Here is a 23284-nt window from a genome sequence, read left to right on the forward strand (position 1 = left end):
TCAGTCTTATTTAATATCTTTTCCTATACTTGCTGTTTCATTATCCAGAGTCAGGTGTGGCAAAGTTAAATACTCTTCCGAACCCATCTCTGTGAGACGACTGGCAGTCCGGGTAAATTCATTAGCAAAATCACCATCTGTATAAATATTTTCGATATCAACCTCACAGCTGGCGCATAGTTTTATCCGATAATCATACAAAACATCAATTAACCATGTAAGTCGCCGTGCCTCTGCCATCTGAGCAGATCCCATTTTAGGTATACCCGATAAAATTAATACGCGAAATTTTTTTGCCAGTTCCAGATAATCATTTTGCGAGCGCGGACCACAGCATAATGTGCTGAAATCGAACCAAACTGTTGTATCAGAAATGGCTTTGTATGGTAATTGACGCCCCAGTATTTCAATTTCTCCGCCAGTAATTTCCTGTTCACCGTTAATTTTGTGAAATAACTCTGTTAATTTTTTTTCACTGCTTGCATCTGCCGGTATATAAAATACATCTGCCGGCTGCAATGTACGCATACGATAATCTTCACCACCATCAACATTCAGGATAGTCAGTTCTTTTTCAATTAATGCAATAGTAGGTAAAAAACTAGACCGATTTTGCCCTTGCGGATAAAGCTCGGATGGAGCGTAATTTGATGTAGCCACCATAACCACCCCCTGTTCAAATAAACCTTCCAGCAATCGTCCGAGAATCATAGCATCCGCAATATCACTGACGTGGAATTCATCAAAACACAACACTCTTACTTCTCGCGCAATATCCTGTGCGACTGCATTTAACGGATTAGCCTGACTATGATGATCTTTTAGTCGTTGTTGTACTTCTGCCATAAAAGCATGAAAATGGACTCTGCGTTTACGCCGATAAGGTAAACAACCAAAAAAAGCATCCATTAAAAAACTTTTGCCACGCCCGACTCCTCCATACATATACAGACCTTTAGGCGCACGCGGAGAGCGTAAACTACGCCCTAAAAAACGATTTCGTTTACGCTTGAACATCATCAACTCTGTCCAGAGTCTGTCCAGTTGCTTAATTGCGCGCAACTGGGCAGCATCATATATAAATCCAGGTTGCCTTTCTGCGGCCTGATACCAGGTCAGAGGACTTTGATTATTAAATTCGGGAGCAACAAATACTGATGTGGTCATATGATATGAATTCTTCTGGGAGTTAGAAATTGTATATAGCAAAAGTTAAAAGACGTAACCTTAGCACACACATTAAACATTCGACCACTATAAAATAAAAATACGCCGCAGAAACTGCGGCGTTAACATCTAACCAAATAAAAAGGTATTATTTATTCGTAGACAAAAGAGCTTTGTCAACACGTTCGCGTAATTCTTTACCAGGCTTGAAGTGCGGTACATATTTTTCCGGTACTGACACTTTTTCCCCTGTTTTAGGATTACGGCCAACACGAGCTGGACGATGGTTAAGATCAAAGCTACCAAATCCACGAATTTCGATTCTTTGGCCTTTGGCTAAAGCCCGAGTCATAGTATCAACAAGAATCTTAATACTTTGCTCAACATCCTTAGCATTTAATACAGTACTATCGTTATTAGTAGTATACAACTCCGCCAATCGAATCATTAACTCCGACTTCGTCATAAACGCTTATTCGCTTTCACCAGATAATTTAGCTTTTAACAAATCACCCAGGCTGGTAGTACCGGCAGAAGCATTGTTAGCAGTTAACGAACGCAGAGCAGCACTATTTTCCTGTGCATCTTTAGCTTTAATAGACAAATTGATGTTGCGGTTTTTGCGATCTACCGTAGTAATCACAGCTTCAACATCATCCCCTTCTTTCAGAATATTGCGAATATCCTCAACGCGATCATTTGAAACTTCTGATGCACGCAGATAACCTTCAACATCATCAGCCAGTGTAATAACCGCACCCTTAGCATCCAGTGATTTTACTTTACCGGTTACCATGCTGCCTTTGTCATTTACACTAACATAATTACTGAACGGATCGCCTGCCAGCTGTTTCACACCCAGAGAAATACGTTCTTTGTCGACATCAATGGCCAAAACCACAGCTTCAACTTCTTCACCTTTCTTAAACTGACGTACTGCTTCTTCACCACCATCAGTCCAAGACAGATCAGAAAGATGAACCAGTCCATCAATACCGCCAGGCAAGCCGACAAATACACCAAAGTCGGTAATAGATTTCACCACACCTTTGATTTTATCGCCTTTTTCATGATTGGATTCGAATTCCTGCCATGGATTAGCCTGGCACTGTTTCATACCCAGAGAGATGCGACGACGATCTTCATCAATTTCAAGAATCATCACTTCTACTTCATCACCCATCTGAACTACTTTACTTGGGTGAACATTCTTGTTAGTCCAGTCCATTTCAGAAACATGTACCAGACCTTCAATGCCTTGCTCAATTTCCACAAATGCACCATAGTCAGTCAGATTGGTAACTTTACCAAACAGACGGGTACCTTGAGGATAACGACGGGCCAGACCATTCCACGGATCTTCACCCAGCTGTTTCAAGCCCAGAGAAACACGGCTGCGTTCCTGATCAAATTTCAATACTTTGGCTTCAACTTCCTGACCAACTTCCAGCACTTCGCTTGGATGTTTAACGCGACGCCATGCCAGATCAGTAATATGCAGCAGACCGTCAATGCCACCCAGATCAACGAAAGCACCGTAATCGGTAATGTTTTTCACAATACCTTTTACTACTGAACCTTCTTTAAGGTTTTCCAGCAATGCTTTGCGTTCTTCGCCCAGTGTTTCTTCCAGTACAGCACGGCGTGAAACCACAACATTGTTACGGCGTTTATCCAGTTTGATTACTTTGAATTCAATTTCCTTGCCTTCAAAGTGAGAGGTATCTTTAACCGGACGTACATCAACCAGCGAACCAGGCAGGAATGCACGGATGCTGTTAATCATCACAGTCAGACCGCCTTTGACTTTACCATTAATCACGCCAGACAGAATTTCACCATTTTCCATGGCTTCTTCCAGCTTGATCCAGTCAGCAGCACGTTTAGCTTTTTCACGTGACAGTTTGGTTTCACCAAAACCGTTTTCCACAGATTCAATAGTTACGGTGACAAAATCGCCAACCTTAACTTCAATCTCGCCCGCTGCATTTTTGAATTCTTTCACTTCGATCAGAGATTCTGATTTCAGACCGGCATTCACGGTAACGAAATTATTGTCTATGGCAACAACTTCTGCGGTGATGACTTCGCCGGGATTCATCTCTTGCAAGGTGAAACTTTCTTCCAGCAACTGGGCAAAATTTTCCATAGTCATATATTTATGTTCTCAAACAGGTATCGCCAGGGGATACAAAAGTTAGTTAATAAAAACTGGCACACCCTGACTGTGCCAGTGAAACCATAACACTTGTACTGATATCAATCATGCATCCATCAGCACAAAAAATAGATAAAACAAATATTTAATACAAGATTCAAACACTTTCGTATTTTATATAGTGCAATGAATACTTGTACAAAAGACGGTAATTATAACCTATTTTCAGATTTTTCGATACCAATCAAGTACTTTTTTCACACTTTCTTCAATATTAAGCGATGAGGTATCAAGAATTTTAGCATCGCTGACAGGTTTAAGCGGTGCCACAGTACGCTGACGATCCGCCTGATCACGCTTTTCAATATCAGAAAGAATCTGCAAAAAATCCGGACCATCAATAGCCAGTCCTAACTGTAAAGCCCTTCTCTGTGCCCGTACCTGTGCACTGGCGGTAAGAAAAATTTTAAGCTCAGCCTGCGGAAATACTACAGAAGCCATATCTCGGCCATCCGCAACCAGCCCATTTGTTGTTAAAAAATCTCTCTGACGCTGTAATAATGCTGCTCGCACAGCAGGAAAAGCCGCAATAGCTGATGCACCCATGCCAATTCTTTCGGTTCGAATTGCCGAAGTTACATTCTCATTGTTCAAAACAATCAAATCTTCTTCGAAAACAACTGGTAATTTTTGTGCAATTGCAGCTACTTCATGTTCGTTTTCCCAGCTAATACCCAGTTGCCGGGCATACAGGGCAGTTAGTCGATAAAGCGCTCCGGAATCCAGATAATTTCTGGATAAAATAGCAGCCACCCGCGCAGCTACCGTTCCCTTACCTGATGCACTGGGGCCATCAATTGCAATTACTTTTAATCGCGGTTCTGATTGTATTGCAACCATATTATTAATACCTTTTCACACAAGCTATTCTCAGCCTTATAGATTGATTATCCTGAATTTTATATTCATAACAGCTAAATATCCGATATTACAAATTATGTAACATAAAATTCGCTTAAAACACAAACTGGCACCCATCTACATCAAAAAATTAATGAGCCATCATACTGGCAAATAATTCCTGATGGCTCAATTTGTATATTGTTTAAATTAATGAATTTTACACTTTAACCTGCTTTAAAGACCTTTTCATTTGTAAAATTGTCCGCCATTGTAATACAGCAGAAACAGCAAATAATGCAATCATAAAAGGGCATTCATACAATTCTTCCAGCATATCATCATAAACCGGATTAAATAAAATAAATTGAGCAATCCAGCGACCACGCTCAACAGCATCCGCCAGTAAAAAACCGGCTGCAGCCAAAAGAAAATTCCATACAGGAAACGGCTGATGATAATAATATCTGATTCCTGCACGCAGCCGTGGCCATAATAACATTAAAACCAACCCTAAAATCAGTACAGCAGCGATACCATGATATACCGTATGTGAATACCCTGGAAAGGTTTGCCTGCCCCAGTTCTGATCACGCCCCAGCAATACCAGCCACCATAGCGATGCCCAGAACCAGAAAGCTTTTTCTTTGCCTTTTAAACCACCGCATAAAGTTGACAATAAAGTAAATCCAAAACAAAACAGCAGAAATAATGTTTGGGTATTTTCTACATAAGATACCCAGTCTGGATTAATGTGTAATTGCTGAGCAAAAGGAACTGCCAGTATCATTAGTAACAAAACCGTACTGGATTTGGACCAGTGCCAATCAAAATTCATATTCATGCTCATTAAATTAACTTGTTAATGTAGTTAATATTATATCTAATATTACTCATTCTTACCTGAATTATATTAATGTATGATTTTATATTAACCTGCTCATTTTTTTAATCCGTCTTTATATACATATTCTGTAATACAATTAACTGATAGACTTTTAGTTAAATACTTTAAACGGTCAATTTACACATGAATACCCTGCATTTAAAAGCCTCTGCCTGCCATCCAGCCAGTATAAATTTACCCGGCTCTAAAAGTATCAGTAATCGCACGCTGCTGCTGGCTGCATTATCGGATAATATTAGTGAAATCTACGATATACTGGATTCGGATGATACCCGTTATATGCTTAAAGCATTAACAACTCTGGGGGTAAAGCTTGAATATTTACCTGCCGGAAGTGTTAATTCCGGCTTGAATATCAGAATATATGGTTGTCACGGCAAGTTCCCTCAGCAAAAAGCTGATTTATTTCTTGGCAATGCGGGTACTGCATTTAGGCCATTAACTGCTGTATTGGCGATAATAGGAGGAGAGTATTATTTACACGGGGTAAATCGTATGCACGAGCGTCCTATCGGCGATCTGGTTGATGCGCTACGAGTGACTGGTGCTACTATTGAGTATAAAGGACAAAATGGCTTCCCCCCCCTACAAATTCAAGATAACCGGCAACAAAATAATTTTCATATTAGCGTCAAAGGTAATGTATCCAGCCAGTTTTTAACTGCTTTGCTTATCGCCCTACCCTTAAAAGGAAAAGCTTATACTATTGAAGTAGTCGGAGAATTAATATCCAAACCCTATATCGCAATAACTTTGAATCTGCTCAAACAATTTGGAGTTAACGTTGAGCATGATCATTTCCAGACATTCAGACTGGCAGCAGGACAGCAATATCATGCTCCGGCACAAATTTATGTTGAAGGTGATGCTTCCAGTGCATCCTATTTTCTTGCCGCTGGTTTAATTTCAGGCAATCCTGTCCGGGTAAATGGCATTGATGCCCATAGTATTCAGGGTGATATAGCTTTTGCAAATGAACTTGAGAAAATTGGCGCATCTGTACAATGGGGTGAACAGTTTATTGAAATATCCCGTGCTTTGAATCAGTACATCAAACCATTTGATATTGATGCCAATAATATCCCTGATGCTGCAATGACACTGGCTATTATCGCTCTTGCCAGCAAAGGTACCTGTCACATTCGCAATATTGCCAGCTGGCGTGTTAAAGAAACTGATCGTATTAATGCCATGAGTTGCGAATTACGTAAATTAGGCGCCAAAGTAGTTGCAACAAATGACAGTATCAGCATTACACCACCAGCAAAACTACATTCAGATATTCATATCAGCACATATGATGATCATAGAATGGCTATGTGCTTTTCACTCATTAGCTTACTTGGCACGCCTGTCTATATTGATGATCCGCAGTGTGTCAACAAGACCTTTCCTGAATATTTTCAGGTTTTTACCAGTATGTGCACACCTGTTTAAAATCATAACTTTACTTAGTCTGTTTTCCATTTACTCAGGTTTCAGTTCAATATTGATATAATTTATTTTTTTATTCACTCATGTTACAGACAGACCAATTATCAGGCGCACAGCCACAACGTGTCATCAATCCGCAAGCAGCTTCAACCCAGGAAGAGTTGCTGGAACGCGCTCTGCGTCCACGGGCGTTATCAGATTATATAGGCCAGCATAAAGCCAAAGAGCAGCTCTCGATATTTATTCAGGCAGCAAAAATACGCCGTGAAGCTCTGGATCATACTCTATTGTTCGGTCCTCCTGGGCTTGGCAAAACTACTCTTGCACACATTATCGCCCATGAACTTGGTGTGAATTTACGTCAGACATCCGGGCCTGTGCTTGAGCGTGCCGGAGATCTGGCGGCACTACTTACTAACCTTGAGCCGCATGATGTGCTTTTTATTGATGAAATTCATCGACTTAATCCGGTAGTAGAAGAAATTTTGTATCCAGCACTTGAAGACTATCAGCTGGATATTATGATCGGTGAAGGGCCGGCTGCTCGCTCAGTTAAAATTGATCTTCCACCATTTACCCTGGTCGGAGCAACTACCCGCGCCGGTATGTTAACCAATCCATTACGAGACCGTTTTGGTATAGTTTCACGGCTGGAATTTTATAATAATGCAGATTTAACTACGATTGTGGGCCGTTCTGCCCAACTTTTACAGCTCAAAATTGATAATACCGGTGCTGCTGAAATAGCCAGACGCAGCCGCGGCACACCTCGTATTGCTAATCGGCTGTTACGACGTGTACGTGATTATGCTGAGGTAAAACATCAGGGAGAAATCAATGCTGTTACAGCGGATGCAGCTTTAAAAATGCTGGATATAGACCAGTCCGGACTGGATGTTATGGACTGCAAATACCTGGAAGCCATTTTATACAAATTTTCAGGCGGGCCTGTAGGCCTGGATAATATTGCCGCAGCAATTGGTGAATCAACTGATACAATAGAAGATGTTATTGAACCTTATTTAATTCAGCAGGGTTTTTTACAGCGTACTCCACGGGGACGTTTGGCTACTGAGTTAAGCTACAGTCATTTTGGTTTACCAGCGCCCGGCGCTAAAATTTAATAACCACCTTTGTATATTGCTATATCTTTGAAAATCAATAAAATCCAAATGCGGCTTATACTTATTACAGAATTAAAGAAGGAAAACTAATGAACTCCAGACAGATAGATGCCGGCATTTTCAAAGCCTATGATATCCGCGGTATTGTAGATGTTTCACTGAATAAAGACACCGCAGAACTGATTGGCCAGGCTATTGGCACAATAGCGATCAGCAAAGGAGTAGATCAGATTGCAATTGGGCGGGATGGACGTCTTTCGGGTCCTGTTCTGGCAACAAGCCTGATTCAGGGCATCACAGCCTGTGGCATTAATGTAATCGACATTGGTATGGTTACCACACCAATGCTGTATTTTGCTGCTATTGAACACTGTCATGGCAGCGGTATCATGATTACAGGCAGCCATAACCCGCCTGACTACAATGGTTTTAAAATGATGCTGGCCGGAACTACTATGGCTGGTGATGACATTCAGGCTTTACGTAAAATTATTGAATCCGGTGAACTTGCCGCCACATCTGAACATCCCGGTAGCGTTGTTACATTAGCTATCGCTTCTGAATATATTAGTTATATAACTAATCAGATTCGACTGCAGCGACCAATGAAAATTGTTATAGATGCCGGAAACGGTGTGGCAGGTGCTTATGCCGGTGATTTATATCGCGCTCTTGGTTGCGAAGTACAAGAATTATTTTGTGAGGTAGATGGTAATTTTCCCAATCATCATCCTGACCCGGCTAAACCGGCCAATTTGCAGGATTTAATACAGGCACTGCAAAACAACGATGCAGAAATCGGGCTGGCGTTTGATGGCGACGGCGATCGTCTGGGAGTAGTTACCAAAGATGGTCAGATTATTTATCCGGACCGACAATTAATGCTTTTCGCAGCAGATGTACTGACACGTAACCCGCAAGCAAAAATTATTTATGATGTAAAATCCACCAGATTATTAAAACCATGGATTGAACAACATGGCGGTGAAGCCATTATGAGCAAAACTGGCCATAGCTTTATCAAAGCAGCAATCAAAGAACACAATGCACTATTAGCCGGTGAAATGAGTGGTCATGTATTCTTCAAAGATCGCTGGTTAGGCTTTGACGACGGATTATATGCCGGTGCACGTATGTTGGAAATTTTATCCAGACATGAAAATCCTTCTGCTGTTTTGAATGATCTACCTGAAGGCGTTTCTACTCCAGAACTGAATATTGCTGTTCCGGCCGGACAATCCGGACATGAAATTATTTCCAGTCTGGCACAGAATGCGCATTTTGATAATGAAATTGAACGCATCAGCATTGATGGCCTTAGAGTGGAATTTAAAGACGGATTCGGGCTGATGAGAGCTTCCAATACAACACCAGTGCTGGTATTACGCTTTGAAGCTGATAATCAGCAGGCTTTAGATAATATTATTGCTCAGTTTAAAACAGTAATTTCTCAGAACCCCGATTTAAACTGGAATTAAATCCTTATAATCTTTTTGATTGTTACGATATTAAAACGGCTACTTAAAGTAGCCGTTTTTTTAAACTTTAATACTGATGATCACATATCAATTGATAGATTATTTTTTGGCTTTACTACCTGTTTCACGAACAAACATTGTCACGATAAATGCCAGGATCAAACCACCAACAAAAACATAGTCTGCAGTCTGGAAAACTTTCAAATTCAGCTGACCTTCTGCTTTTGTCAAATGTTCAATCAGTTTATTAAACAGATTGGTCATAATTGCGCTGATTACGAATACGAAAAAGTTAATCACACCAGTAGCTGTACCTTTAACTTCATCAGGATTTACTTCCTTAATCATAGTATAAGGAATCATAGCCGCACCGGAAGCAATACCGAATAACAAGCCCATTAAAAAAGGCGGCATAACATCAGGCAGGTAAACAATAAAACCACCAGTAATGCCCATTGCAATAAGACTACCCATCACAACGGGTTTACGGCGACCAATTACATCAGATAAATAACCTAATATCGGACAGCCAATTACCCAGCCTAGCGGCACCATTGCCAAACGTAAGGCTACATCATTTTTAACAACCAGTCCGTCCTGTAAAAACTGATTTCCCCATGCAAGATTACCGACATTGGTAGGCAGAAACATCATGGCGCCAATGAAAGCACAAATGTAAGACTGTGGATTTTTCAATACCACAATATAAGGATGGCTTAAACCACTCCAGTCAATTCTACCTTCACGAGTACGTGGGGTAATTAACACTGAACCAAAAAAAACAACAACCAGTATAACGGCAGCCACTATCCAGAACATCTGCCATGTCAGCATTTGATATTTAATAATTGGCGATACAACTGCTTGCCCCATAAACCCGCCAAGCATACCGAAGCACTGAGTCATACCGACAGCAGTTGCCAGCCATTTTTTCGGAAAACCGCGTGTGGCCAGAAATACTGCACTGGTAAAAGCCAGTCCGGAACCTGCACCTTGCAGGAATCGACCGAATTGAGCAGTAATAACTGTTCCTGAACAGAACAATACGCAACCAATAGCAACTAAAATAATACCCAACGAGGCAGTAAAACGCGGCCCGATACGATCAAGCATCACACCTGATACAAGCGCAAAGAAAGCATATGAATAAAAATACAGACCGATAATGCCAGCCATTTCAACTTTAGAAATATGCAAAGTGCCTATAATTTCAGCCTGCATAACACTTGGAGCCGAGCGCAATGCATATTGTACAAAATAAAAAATGGCACAAATAAACCAGGCAATTATAAACGTTTTATTTAATGCACTGGATTGATCAGCATTTGGTGGAGAAACTGACATATTGGATTTATGATTCATAGCGTACTCGCTTTCGTTTAATTCCGAATGAAATATCACAAAATCATTCTAACAAAACCCGTGTTACGTACACAATAAAGTTCCCAAATACTTAAAATAAGAAACAATATAATTAAATTACATTAATTTAAACAAAAAATAAAACATTAATCAAACTTAAGCATTATTAGAACAATATTATGCTTTCAAAATGTCAAATTAATAAAATATTCTGTTCAATTTTACAAATATAACTATATTTCACTAATTATCAGATTTTTGATTTACACCATATTTACACAGGACACAAAAAACATCATAGCATGAACAAAAGTATTAAATGAAGTTTTATAAACACAATTTTAATTAAGCTCAAGATTAATACATAAACAAATATTTTATGAATTATAAATATTGATAGCGATAGTATTATATGTTTTGGTGATGGATTAATTATTATTTAAATTCAATAAATAATAAAATTATAAGACATTAAATATTTTTTTATATTAATCTAGTAAAAAACTTTATTATAAGAATATTTATTCAGTTTATACAAATAAACTTGCAGTTAATGGATTAGAGAAAATTTTGAAAAACCTGCCAGCTACAAAATAATAGATAAATACAAATAATAAAAAATTTTGCTTTTGAAAGACTGAATCATATTAAGCTATTTATCTGGCTTATATATGATTCAGTCTTTCAAAAGCACGAAATAATTCTTAATTTAGTTAGAAATTATTAAATAGATGCATTGATAAATGCTTCCAGTTGTCCTTTATTCAAAGCTCCAACTTTTGTAGCAACACTGGCACCATCTTTAAATATCATTAATGTGGGTATACCACGAACATTAAATTTAGCAGGAGTATCCTGATTCTCATCTACATTAAGTTTCACAATTTTCAGCTTACCTTGATAAGCCGAAGCCAATTCGTCCAGAATCGGCGCAATCATTTTGCATGGCCCACACCAGGGAGCCCAGAAATCCAGTAGTACCGGCACATTCGCCTGCAAAACTTCTTTATCAAAATTGCCATCACCTACATGAACAATTAAATCGCTACTCATTATGGTTTCCTTTTATTATCGGGTTTCTATATAAAATATAGCTAATCAGCTATCAATGCAATAGTAAAATAAAACTAAGTGATTACATGATATTAGATACCATGTACACAAAACACTAATAGCTGTTTAAATTAATCTGAAAATTATTTTCAATACATCAAATATTTATCTTACTTAATGCATTATCCAAATCAGCTTTTAAATCAGAGACATGCTCCAAACCGACAGATAAGCGAATCAGTCCGGGCTGAATTCCGGCTTCCAGCTTAGCTTCCGGAGGCATACGGCCATGTGTAGTCGTCCATGGATGAGTGACAGTTGATTTAACATCGCCCAGATTTCCGGTTTTACTAAACAGAGTTAACATGTCAATTACCTGCCAGGCAGCTTTTTCACCACCTTTAACTTCAAAAGCTACAACAATTCCGCCACCTTGCTGTTGCTTTTGCACCAGTGATTTCTGCGGGTGATTAGACAAACCAGTATAATGTACTGTTATTACCTGTGGTTGCGTTGAAAGGAACTGAGCTACTTCCAGCGCATTAGCACACTGCTTTTCCATGCGGATATACAAAGTCTCCAAACCACTTAGGAGTATCCACGCATTAAAAGGTGACAATACTTCGCCGGTAGTACGGACATGTAAAAAAATTTCATTTACCAATGCTGCACTGCCGCAGATAACTCCCCCCATTACACGCCCATGACCATCAATCGCTTTAGTAGCAGACTCGACTGATAAATCTGCTCCCAGTCGCAGCGGCTGTTGCAAAGCCGGCGATAAAAAACTGTTGTCTACAACCAGTATAGCCTGATTATTATGTGCAATTTCTGCAAGTTTAGTAATATCAGCCAGTTCATTCAGCGGATTAGACGGCGTTTCAACAAAAAGCATTCTGGTATTAGGACGGATAGCGGACTGCCATTCAGTAATATCAGTCTGACTCACCAGTGTCACTTCAATCCCAAAACGTGGCAAAATATTATTCAGTAATCCAATCGTGGTTCCAAACAAACTTTTACTGGCTACCAAATGATCGCCAGCTTTTAACAGAGCAAGAAAAGTAGCATTGATTGCAGCCATTCCTGTAGACGTTGCCAGACCAGCCTCTCCCTGTTCGAGCTGAGCCACCCTTGCCTGAAAAGCCGCAACAGTAGGATTATTAGTACGTGTATAAGTATAACCTTGTGTAGAACCGGCAAATAAAGATGCGCCAGTTTCTGCATTTTCAAACATAAAACTACTGGTCAGAAACAGCGCAGAATTATGTTCATTGAAAGGTGTTTGTTCTTTAGCACCCCTGATAGCTATCGTTTCCGGATGCAATTGTAAAGTAGACATGGTTGCTTAATTTATCTATAAATATGGGTAAAGAATTGTGCCGCTTTTTTTATGATTATGCAAATAACCCGCTCTGCTAAACAAAGAATAGAGTATTCTTTATATTCTAGTTCGTCTGAAACGTTAACAGCACATTAAATATGTGTTTATCACCTTTTTATTAGGTTTTAAATCCTTATATTTAAAAAAAATATTTATTAACAGGGATAAAAAATGTATTTTATCATTTCACCAGCAAAAAAATTAAATGAATCAGTAGAGATTCCTACCAAAAAGTATACGCAACCTAAACTTTTGGATCAGGCACAACAACTAATGCCATTACTACAACAACTGGCTCCCCACGAAATTGCTACTCTTATGAGTATCTCCGATAAGCTCGCTTTACAAAATGCCGAACGCTACCATAACTGGCAGCCCCCTTTTACACCTGAAAACGCTAAACCGGCTGTATATCTTTTTAATGGTGACGTTTATGAAGGCTTGGATGCGCTGCATTTAACTGAATCTGCGTTAGATTATTTGCAACAACATATGTCTATTCTGTCAGGTTTATATGGTGTTCTTAAACCTTTAGATTTAATTCAGCCCTACCGTTTAGAAATGAGTATTAAACTTAAAAATGCTCGCGGCAAAGATTTATATACTTTCTGGGGAGACATCATTTCCAATACCATTGAACAGAATATACAGTCAGGAGAATATAAAGTACTTATTAATCTGGCGTCACAAGAATATTTCAAAGCAATAAATACTAAAAAAATATCTGTACCTGTTATTGCACCTGTTTTTAAAGATCAGAAAAATGGTAAATATAAAATTATCAGCTTTTATGCCAAGCGTGCGCGAGGTTTGTTTATGCGCTTCGCGGCAGAAAATCAACTAACAGATCCGGAACAGTTAAAAGAATTCGATTATGATGGCTATTATTATGATAAAGCTTCATCCAGTGAAACAGAGTGGGTATTCCTGCGAGAAGAAAACAGCCATCACTAAATTTAATCAAAAATAAAATGAACGATTTAACCAAAAATTCGCTGTTTGCTTATACAAAACACTTGGCAAATCCGTATTAATCGTCTATTATGCGCATCTTCAAAGACGGAAGCGTGGCAGAGCGGTTTAATGCAACGGTCTTGAAAACCGTCGAGGGTTGATAGCCCTCCGTGAGTTCGAATCTCACCGCTTCCGCCAGATCATTAGAACTGATTGTCTACTAAAAATTATTAATTTGTAATAATTTTTAGTAGACAATTTTTATCAACACGTATATTCAATACGCATATAATAAAATCTAACCCTAAATTTCAGTTCGAATATTAAGCATCAGTTACGCAAAATAACAGCACTGGCAGTTTGTAAAATAACTAAGCTAGGACTTCATAATGATGGTGCATACCTGATACGGTGTTGTAACATGGTGCAGACATCGCGGGTATTAAAACCTTTTGAAAAAGAATGTTTGCAAAATACTTCAAATCGCTGTTTCATTAAACAGCACTTCATATTGATTAGAGTCCCTTGAAAAACGTTTTTGAGGTGCTTAAGGGCATTTCTCTTCTCTTAACTGATAAAAATATAAAACAGATAATGCCATCACTTTTTGAAAAAAGAATTTTACATGTAAAATTTTTTTTGCAAAAAATAACTAACAAAGAATAAAACGCTATAGCAACACAAATAGTCAGAATATATTCTAGGTTGTTAGTGCACAATAGACTAAGAACCATACAGATATTTTATCCCGAAAAAGAGTTGTTTCGAGTTACAAATAAAACAACTGATACAGATTTCTTCACAAAAAAATAGATAGAAATTTCTGAATAAACATTTGTGCTAAAAGTGACCACGCTATCTGTCTACTCATATTCACTGTAGTTTAGTTTTATTATCTATAAAATGTAACCAAGGCCAATTTCTATTTATTCCTTTTTAGGAAGTGTATTGCGCTTAAATAAGCCTACCTACACTAAAGCAATTACAGCATGAATAAAATTTTCGATGCTAGCTACTACTACGTACAAACAAGTTAATTTATAAAAACACTATCACGAAACATGCGTATGCTGGCAGAAAATAATTAATTCATATGTTCATCAAAAAAAATAAGTGGTATATTTAAAAATTTTATTTAGTGTTTAAATTATACTCTGGCATAGCAATGACATCTAAGAGTTTTTCAGAAATAGCCAATTTTATCTGGTCAGTAGCAGACATATTAAGAGGTGATTTTAAGCAATCACAGTATGGGCGTATTATTTTACCTTTTACACTTTTACGTCGGCTAGAATGTGTCCTAGAACCAAGTAAAAAGCAAATTTTAGAGCATTATCAACAAGTAAAATCGAAAAACCTCCCTGAGGAAAGCCTCATAAATATATTGCAATTAGTTTCAAATCTGTCTTTTTACAATCTATCCTCAATGAACCTGTCTAAATTAGGTTATAAAGATATTAGGACTAATTTAAACAGCTATATTCAAAGCTTTTCTAAAAATGCCCGTGAAATTTTCACGCATTTTAAATTTGAAGAGCATATTGCTTCACTGCAAAGTGCCAACTTACTCTACAAAGTAGTAGAAAAATTTGCCCATACAGACCTTAGCCCCAAGGCTGTTTCCAACTATGAAATGGGGTTAGTATTTGAAGAGTTAATCCGCCGCTTTGCAGAAAGCTCCAATGAAACAGCGGGAGAACACTTTACCCCAAGAGATATTGTGGAGCTTGTCGCAAGTTTAGTTGTTATAGACAAAAACGACGTCCTTTCTTCCAGTGGAAGAATTGTTTATATTTATGATCCAACGGCAGGGACAGGAGGATTTTTATCCTCTGCTATGGAAACACTACATGCAATGAATAGTGAAATAGTTCCTGTGGCATTCGGCCAAGAACTTAATCCTGAATCTTATGCGATCTGCAAAGCAGATATGCTGATTAAGGGGCAAGACCCTGAGAGAATTAAATTAGGCAATACTCTTACTAATGATAAGCTTCGCTGTGAGCAATTCGAATTTATGCTTTCTAATCCACCCTTTGGCGTGGATTGGAAAAAAGATGAAGATATTGTCAAGACAGAGCATCTAGTTCAGGGCTACAACGGACGTTTTGGTGCTGGGCTACCTCGTGTTTCTGATGGATCTCTGCTATTCTTATTGCATATGCTCAGTAAAATGAAAGATGTTGATGATGGAGGCAGCCGTATTGGTATTATCTTAAATGGTTCTCCGCTATTTACAGGCTCAGCTGGCAGTGGTGAAAGCGAAATACGTCGCCATATTTTAGAAAATGATTTACTTGAGGCCATCATAGCACTCCCTAATGATATGTTTTATAACACAGGTATCGCTACCTATATCTGGATACTGACCAATAATAAAAATACAGCGCGTAAAGGTAAAGTACAACTGATTAATGCAGTTAACCTCTTCGATAAGATGCGCAAATCATTAGGTTCAAAGCGTAACTATCTTACCGAAGAACATGCTGCTACCGTTATTCAAACCTTTGGGCAATTTAGTGAAGCCTCACAAACTGATCCGACAACAAACCAGCCATTAAGCAAAGTTTTTGAACCCTATCAATTTGGTTATCGGCGAATTACGATTGAAAGACCTCTGCGCTTGGCGTGTCAATTTACTGGAGAAAATATAGAAAAGCTCCGTTACTCCAATAAAGCAAACTATACTGAAGCTATGCAGATGATATATCATGATTATGGTCATCAATGGACAGCAGAAACCTATGGTGAGCTCAACGACTTTGAAGCAGATATTCGAGCCCGTCTGAAACAAGAACAAAGCAAACTCAAAGAAAAAGATATTAAAGAAATCTTAAATGCTAAATTATGGCTTGCTCAAAAAGCCATTATGGAAAAAGCAAAACAACTGCAACAACAGTTAGGCACGGAGGTTTTTAATGATTTTAATACCTTTGAACCTGTCTTGAAAAAAGCAGCTAAAGTCGAAAATATAGAGTTTGATAAAAACGAATACAAGCAACTGATTGAAGCCATTAGCTGGAAAGAGCCTAAGGCTGAACCTGTTATCAAAAAATCACTTAAAACTCAGAAATCTAACCCACTTTATGGCGAATGGAGCTATCAAGGTAAAATAGTTACTTTTGAAACAGACAGCGAATTGCGTGATTACGAAAATATCCCGCTTAATCATAAAATTCCAACCAAGCAACTGGTAGAAGAATACTTTACGCAAGAAGTAGCCCCTCATATACCTGATGCTTGGATTAACGCAGAGAAAAAAGATTATAAAGATCAAGAGATTGGCATTGTTGGTTATGAAATACCCTTTAACCGCCATTTCTATATCTACCAGCCACCTAGACCCTTAGAGGAAATAGATGCCGAGCTAGATCAGCTAACCAGCGAAATTATGCAGCTATTACGAGAGGTGCATAGCTAATGGTGGGTAAATATAAGGCTTATCCAGAATATAAAGATTCTGGTGTGGAGTGGTTAGGATATATTCCTGAACACTGGAAAATAAATAAATTAGGTTATATCGGAGAAATGAGAAATGGACTTACATATTCTCCAGATGATATTACAAACGATGGTCAAGGAATTTTAGTTCTAAGATCATCTAATATACAAAATGGCAAACTGTGTTTTGATGATAATGTTTATGTGAATAAAAAGATACCTGAAAAATTATATACAAAAGAGAATGACATTTTAATTTGTTCTCGAAATGGTAGCCGTAATTTAATAGGAAAAAATGCATTAATTCCCTATGAATATGAGAAATATAGTTATGGTGCTTTTATGCTTATTTATAGAAGTTCATATAATTTATACTTATCTTGGGTTTTTAATTCAATCTTATTTATACATCAATCTTCATCATTCTTAACAACCACTATAAATCAATTAACGGTAGATAATTTAAAAAATTTTGAAATTCCTATTCCTTCAGTCAAGGAACAAAAAGAAATTATAAATTTCCTAACCTATGAAACCTTCAAAATAGATACTTTAATAGAAAAACAGCAACAACTTATCAAGTTATTAGAAGAAAAGCGCCAGGCAGTGATTAGTCATGCTGTGACTAAAGGTTTAAATCCTAATGTGTCTATGAAAGATTCTGGTGTGGAGTGGTTAGGTGAAATCCCTGAGCATTGGGAAACGCTATATAGTAAATGGTTATTTAAAGAAAGAAATACAAAAGCAACTAAAAATGATGAGCAATTAACAGCATCACAGAAATATGGGGTTATTAGTCAAAAAGAATTTATGGAGTTAGAAAGCCAAAAGGTTACTCAAGTCATTCTTAATCCTGGTATTCTAAAATATGTTAAATCCGGTGACTTTGTAATTAGTATGAGGAGCTTCCAAGGAGGAATTGAGTATAGCCCTTACTCAGGTTCGATTAGTTCAGCTTATGTACCTTTATACCCAATCCAAAAAATAGATACACTATATTTTAAGTATCTTTTTAAAAGTAGACCCTATATTCAAGCGTTACAAAGTACCAGTAATCTTATTAGAGATGGGCAAGCATTAAGATATAACAATTTTATTCAAATTCCTTTACCCATAGTATCTATTCAAGAGCAACGAGAAATAGGTTTATTTTTAGAGTCAGAAATAACTAAAATAAATCAACTGATTAATAAAGCGATTCAATCTATAGAACTTCTAAAAGAACGCCGAACCGCCTTAATTTCCGCAGCTGTTACAGGTAAAATAGATGTGCGTGACTGGCAGGCTCCTACAGTAATGGACTAAACTCAATGGATAAAAGTCTAGAAAAAATATTTCAGCAAAATATTATTGATGCATTATGTGCGCAAGGTTGGCAACTCGGTAAGTCTTCTTTCTATAATAGAAAATATGCCTTATATTCCGAAGATACATTGGCTTTTATTCAAACCACTCAAGCTCAGGAATGGCATAAATTTACTCAGCTTTTTCCTGAAAATACTGAGCAACACTTTATAGAGCACTTAACAAAACAGTTACTAAAAGCTGATCCTCATGCGATAGACAAAGAACTCCGAACCTTTGGTACACTAGGCGTATTGCGCCACGGTTTGCGGATTCGTAATTGCTCATTCTCGCTATGTCAATTTAAACCTGAACATGAATTAAACCCCGATACTCAAGCCCGCTATCAGGCTAATTGTTTTCGTTTAGTTCCTGAATTGGTTTATAGCCCCTATGCGACAGCTGAGCAGTTGCAACAGACAGGCGAAAAAGCTAAGGCCTGCCGTATTGATCTGGTGTTGTTTTTAAATGGCTTACCCATTGCGACATTGGAGCTTAAATCAGAGTTTCAACAAAGTGTTGATAAAGCCATTAGCCAATATAAAACTCAGCGTTCACCTTTGGACCCGGAGACAAAAAAACCAGAACCCCTACTAACATTTAAACAAGGGGCGCTCGTTCATTTTGCGGTAAGTCAGTATGAAGTCTATATGACTACACGACTAGAAGGTAGTGAAACAAACTTTCTACCTTTTAACAAAGGTACAAAAGAAGGTGGTAAAGGCAATGATGTCCCTGAAGATATTAATCAATATGCCACTCAATATTTATGGGATGAAGTCCTATACCCTGAAACCCTGTTAGAGATTATCGGACGTTTCATCCATCTGGAAATTAAAGAAAAAGAAGATGCAACAGGACACAAGTACAAACAAGAGTCAATGATCTTTCCCCGTTACCATCAATGGGATGTTGTCAAAAAATTAATAGCTGCGGCAAAAAATAAAGGTGCTGGTTATCGCTATCTTATTCAGCATAGTGCAGGCTCTGGAAAGTCTAACTCTATCGCTTGGACAGCACATCAACTGGCAACACTTCATAATGAACATGGCGAAAAACAGTTTCACTCAGTCATAGTTGTGACTGACAGAACCGTATTGGATGATCAGTTACAGGATACTATCTATCAATTTGAACATGAGGAAGGGATGGTAGCCAAAATAACACATAAAGATGGTAATGGTTCAAAATCTGAAAAACTAGCTAATGCACTCAAGCTTAACAAACCTATTATTATCGTGACTATTCAAACCTTTCCTTATGTATTGGATTTCATTGAGAAAGATACGCAGCTAAAAGGACGTCGCTATGCCATCATAGCTGATGAAGCACACTCTTCCCAAACAGGAAAAACAGCGAATAAAGTTAAAGATGTTTTACTATCAGAGAACCATGAGGAAGAACAGGATATCGAAGATAAACTTAATGATATGATGGAGGCTAGACGAGGCAACGCTAATCTAAACTATTATGCTTTTACGGCTACACCAAAACCTAGAACATTAGAGTTGTTTGGAATTTTACCTAACCCAACGCTACCGCCCTCTAAAAAAAACAAACCTTATGCATTTCATGTTTACTCAATGCGCCAAGCAATTGAAGAAGGCTTTATTTTAGATGTATTGCGAAACTACACATCTTATAAAGTAGCGTATAAATTAGCACGCAAAATTGCCGACAAAGATTATCAGGTAGACGGTAAAAAAGCAAAAATTAAACTTAATCAATGGGTACGTTTGCAAGAGCATAACATTGCGCAAAAAACAAAAGTGGTAATAGAGCACTTTAAAGATAATATTATGGACTTATTAGCGGGACAAGCCAAAGCAATGTTAATTACCAGTTCACGTAAAGAAGCTGTACGTTACAAACTGGCCTTTGACCGCTATATTCAAGAAAAAGGATATGCCAATATTCAGGCAATTGTGGCCTTTTCTGGCGAAGTATGCTTCACTGAAAATGATCCTGATAGTGCTGGTTTATTGGGTGAGAAATTTACAGAAACCAATATGAATCCAAGCCTTAAAGGGCGGGATATGCGCAAAGCATTTGATACAGATGATTATCAAGTGATGCTTGTTGCCAATAAATTCCAAACAGGTTTTGATCAACCCAAACTATGTGCTATGTATGTGGATAAAAAACTAGGAGGGGTGGATTGTGTTCAAACACTTTCTCGCTTGAATCGTACTTATCCAGGAAAAAAAGAAACAGGCACCTTTATTATTGATTTTTGTAACGATCCACAAGAAATAAAAAAAGCTTTTTTGCCTTACTACCAAACAGCCGAACTTATTAATGTTTCTGATCCTGATATTATTTTTGATTTATTTGAAAAATTAAAAGCAGCGGGTATTTTTCAGTGGACGGAGGTAGAACAGTTCTGCCAAGCATTTTTTGATAAAAATAAAAGTAGTGCGGCCATAAGCAATATTTGTAAACCAGCGATAGACCGTTGGCAAAATCGTTATAGCAATGCTGTAGAAACTTATAAAAAAGCACTGGAATTTTATGAGCATGTCAAAAATACAACTGATGATGTCATTATTGATAATGCACAAACTTCACTAAACGAAGCTAAAAAAGAAAAAGATCGTCTAGAAATCTTTAAAAAAGACTTAGGTTCATTTAGCCGCTTTTATGAATTTATGTCTCAGTTGGTTAATTATGAAGATATACGCTTGGAAAAATTAAATCTCTATGCGCGTTATTTACGTCCATTATTAAAAGAAACTCCATTTATTGAGGAAATTGATTTAAGTAATGTGCAAATGACACATTATCGCCTGGCACGCTTAAAACAACAAGATATTAAGCTCAAGGCTGAAGAAGCAAAAGATAGCAAATTACCACCCACAACAGGTATAGGAACAGGCTCGCCTAAAGATCAAAATAAAGTATTGCTGTCTGAGATAATTGCAAGATTTAATAGTCTATTTAGCGGAGATCAGCTGACGGAAAACGATACTGTAAGCTACTTCACAAATATAACCAATAAATTAGAAGATAACCCAATTATTATCAATCAATTAAAAAATAATACTAAACAACACGTCATGCTGGGCGACTTCCCTAAAGAGCTCATTAATGCGATGTTTGCTTCAGGTAAAACAAATAATGATATAACCATGACATGCTTGAAAGATCCTAAAAAAATGAAGGAGCTTCAAGAGCTAATTTATGCTGCAATGATGATAAAAATTGCCGATAACAGCAAACGAAAATAATTATTTATAGTTATTTTTAATAATCATATAAAGTTAAATTGTAAAGTGCAGTCACTGCTTAATGTACTTAACATACGTGACTGTGCTGGCAAAATCACTTTTTATGCACTTTTAAAGCCCATTATAAGAGTAATCCCCAATTCCTTTGTCAATTAGTTTGGTTTTAAAAAGATGACAGCATTAATACTTTGATTTTAAACATCCGATGTTAATGTAACAAATTTCATAACTTTAATTTATCGGGAGCTTTTCTAGAAGCAGCATTTAATTTCAAAATAAAGTTATTCTGTTATTTGTGACTCTAGAAGGTGGCTGTTTTGAAGAATTATTACAAAATATATTGAAACATTATTTTCAGTAACTGCTATTAAAGTATAAATTTAAATTTTAAAAATTTAATTTTTAATAATTAGATAGTAGAAAGAGCATTTTCTGTCTCAACTAAAGAATATTAGTAGAAATGACTAATTTAAAAGCAAGATTATTTACTTATAAAAAACTAAATTCTTACTATAGTTTTAAAAAGATACAGTAAATTATTGTGATGTGTAAAATAAAAGTTTCGCATCAATACCGTGAAACTTTTATTTAAAAATTTTAATATATATCAGTTATATATACTTTATTTTATCAAACCAATCAGCTATTACCAAAATGATGCTGCTGAACCTGCATAAAGTCATACCAGTTCTTTTGATTTAGCATAGAATTAGATCGATCCGGCCGGACTTCAGTTAAATTTTGAGTGTTAGTCTTGAGACTATTATCAATTTCAGCTGCCAATGCAGTATTAGTTTTTATCTGTTGCTGTGCTTCTGTATCACGTTTTTTTTTCTCAAGAATCGAAGTGTGGATTTTAGTATCGTAGATACTTTTCAGCTCAAGCAGCTTTTGATAGGCAGAAATCAATTCCTTATTATCAGGAGTACGTATGATTTGTCCTTCGAGAAACTCACGGCATTTATTAAACTCTTCTGTTCTCATAGCTATTTGATCTCACAAAAATTTTAGTTAAAAAATTCTCTATTGCTGAATTCTACACCATTTACAAAGAACATCTTAAAAAATAAATAAAATCTTGAATATCAAGTATTATCCAATTTACTCAGGAATTGGATGTTTATTTTATAATTTTATTATTAAAATTATTTGGATATATAAATCAATTTATATTAAATTTTGATCTTAATATTCTGCAAAAAAATTGCACAAAAATTAATCACACTTAAATTGGATTGATTATCCTTATTTTTTTATAGTTATCCACAGATATACTCACAAATTTTGTGAAATACTAAAATTTTGTTGTAATCCAAAAATTTTAATAAAAGAATAAAAATAACTTTAACAA

16 protein-coding genes and 1 tRNA gene are annotated in these 23284 nt (G+C 37.0%); 8 read left to right on the top strand and 9 right to left on the bottom strand.

Annotated features, from left to right (window positions below; translation table 11 throughout):
• Positions 1 to 6: 6 nt before the first annotated feature.
• The 5 genes from zapE to H3T84_RS03430 all read right to left on the bottom strand — a co-directional run bounded on the left by zapE (position 7) and on the right by H3T84_RS03430 (position 5063).
• Positions 7 to 1167 carry a cell division protein ZapE gene (gene zapE, locus H3T84_RS03410; RefSeq protein WP_198217949.1) on the bottom strand — a complete coding sequence of 387 codons (1161 nt, stop codon included), beginning with the start codon at positions 1165 to 1167 and terminating at the stop codon, positions 7 to 9.
• Positions 1168 to 1315: 148 nt separating this feature from the next.
• On the bottom strand, positions 1316 to 1633 hold the full coding sequence (locus H3T84_RS03415; RefSeq protein ID WP_100116562.1) for an integration host factor subunit beta: 318 nt from the start codon (positions 1631 to 1633) through the stop codon (positions 1316 to 1318).
• A 6-nt stretch (positions 1634 to 1639) separates the two neighbouring features.
• Positions 1640 to 3322: a 30S ribosomal protein S1 gene (gene rpsA / locus H3T84_RS03420; protein WP_174833471.1), complete on the bottom strand. Its 1683-nt coding sequence runs from the start codon at positions 3320 to 3322 to the stop codon at positions 1640 to 1642.
• A gap of 228 nt (positions 3323 to 3550) precedes the next feature.
• On the bottom strand, positions 3551 to 4225 hold the full coding sequence (gene cmk, locus H3T84_RS03425; protein WP_174833472.1) for a (d)CMP kinase: 675 nt from the start codon (positions 4223 to 4225) through the stop codon (positions 3551 to 3553).
• Positions 4226 to 4445: 220 nt separating this feature from the next.
• The gene (locus H3T84_RS03430; protein ID WP_198217951.1) at positions 4446 to 5063 is read right to left on the bottom strand and encodes a hypothetical protein; all 618 of its coding nucleotides are present in this window, start codon (positions 5061 to 5063) and stop codon (positions 4446 to 4448) included.
• Positions 5064 to 5255: 192 nt separating this feature from the next.
• On the opposite strand from H3T84_RS03430, the gene aroA reads away from it, so the two are divergent.
• The 3 genes from aroA (at position 5256) to H3T84_RS03445 (ending at position 9168) form a co-directional block, all read left to right on the top strand.
• Entirely contained in the window at positions 5256 to 6569 is a 1314-nt protein-coding gene (gene aroA / locus H3T84_RS03435) for a 3-phosphoshikimate 1-carboxyvinyltransferase (protein WP_198217953.1), read from the top strand.
• Positions 6570 to 6649: 80 nt separating this feature from the next.
• A complete protein-coding gene (gene ruvB / locus H3T84_RS03440; RefSeq protein WP_198217955.1) occupies positions 6650 to 7690 on the top strand; it encodes a Holliday junction branch migration DNA helicase RuvB in 1041 nt (346 codons plus the stop codon).
• Positions 7691 to 7779: 89 nt separating this feature from the next.
• Entirely contained in the window at positions 7780 to 9168 is a 1389-nt protein-coding gene (locus H3T84_RS03445; protein ID WP_198217957.1) for a phosphomannomutase/phosphoglucomutase, read from the top strand.
• Between the two features lie 99 nt (positions 9169 to 9267).
• Here H3T84_RS03445 and H3T84_RS03450 read toward each other — a convergent pair whose 3' ends face one another.
• The 3 genes from H3T84_RS03450 to H3T84_RS03460 form a co-directional block, all read right to left on the bottom strand.
• On the bottom strand, positions 9268 to 10530 hold the full coding sequence (locus tag H3T84_RS03450; RefSeq protein ID WP_198217959.1) for an MFS transporter: 1263 nt from the start codon (positions 10528 to 10530) through the stop codon (positions 9268 to 9270).
• Positions 10531 to 11253: 723 nt separating this feature from the next.
• Complete coding sequence (trxA, locus tag H3T84_RS03455) at positions 11254 to 11583, bottom strand: thioredoxin TrxA (RefSeq protein WP_037395093.1); 330 nt, start codon at positions 11581 to 11583, stop codon at positions 11254 to 11256.
• A gap of 157 nt (positions 11584 to 11740) precedes the next feature.
• A complete protein-coding gene (locus H3T84_RS03460; RefSeq protein ID WP_198217961.1) occupies positions 11741 to 12925 on the bottom strand; it encodes an O-succinylhomoserine sulfhydrylase in 1185 nt (394 codons plus the stop codon).
• Between the two features lie 213 nt (positions 12926 to 13138).
• Between H3T84_RS03460 and yaaA the strand changes: the two genes are divergently transcribed.
• The 5 genes from yaaA (at position 13139) to H3T84_RS03485 (ending at position 21933) form a co-directional block, all read left to right on the top strand.
• The gene (gene yaaA, locus H3T84_RS03465; RefSeq protein ID WP_198217963.1) at positions 13139 to 13921 is read left to right on the top strand and encodes a peroxide stress protein YaaA; all 783 of its coding nucleotides are present in this window, start codon (positions 13139 to 13141) and stop codon (positions 13919 to 13921) included.
• 107 nt (positions 13922 to 14028) lie between these two features.
• A tRNA-Ser gene (locus tag H3T84_RS03470) sits at positions 14029 to 14119 on the top strand.
• Between the two features lie 967 nt (positions 14120 to 15086).
• Positions 15087 to 17342 carry a class I SAM-dependent DNA methyltransferase gene (locus H3T84_RS03475; RefSeq protein WP_198217965.1) on the top strand — a complete coding sequence of 752 codons (2256 nt, stop codon included), beginning with the start codon at positions 15087 to 15089 and terminating at the stop codon, positions 17340 to 17342.
• Positions 17342 to 18667 carry a restriction endonuclease subunit S gene (locus tag H3T84_RS03480; protein ID WP_198217967.1) on the top strand — a complete coding sequence of 442 codons (1326 nt, stop codon included), beginning with the start codon at positions 17342 to 17344 and terminating at the stop codon, positions 18665 to 18667. Before H3T84_RS03475 ends, H3T84_RS03480 begins: the two co-directional genes overlap by 1 nt.
• 5 nt (positions 18668 to 18672) lie before the next feature.
• A complete protein-coding gene (locus H3T84_RS03485; RefSeq protein ID WP_198217975.1) occupies positions 18673 to 21933 on the top strand; it encodes a type I restriction endonuclease subunit R in 3261 nt (1086 codons plus the stop codon).
• Positions 21934 to 22572: 639 nt separating this feature from the next.
• Here the strand turns inward: H3T84_RS03485 and H3T84_RS03490 are convergent.
• Complete coding sequence (locus H3T84_RS03490) at positions 22573 to 22917, bottom strand: hypothetical protein (RefSeq protein ID WP_198217977.1); 345 nt, start codon at positions 22915 to 22917, stop codon at positions 22573 to 22575.
• Positions 22918 to 23284 lie beyond the last annotated feature (367 nt).

Origin of the sequence: Snodgrassella sp. M0110 (assembly GCF_016101465.1) — a bacterium.
GTDB lineage: Bacteria > Pseudomonadota > Gammaproteobacteria > Burkholderiales > Neisseriaceae > Snodgrassella > Snodgrassella alvi.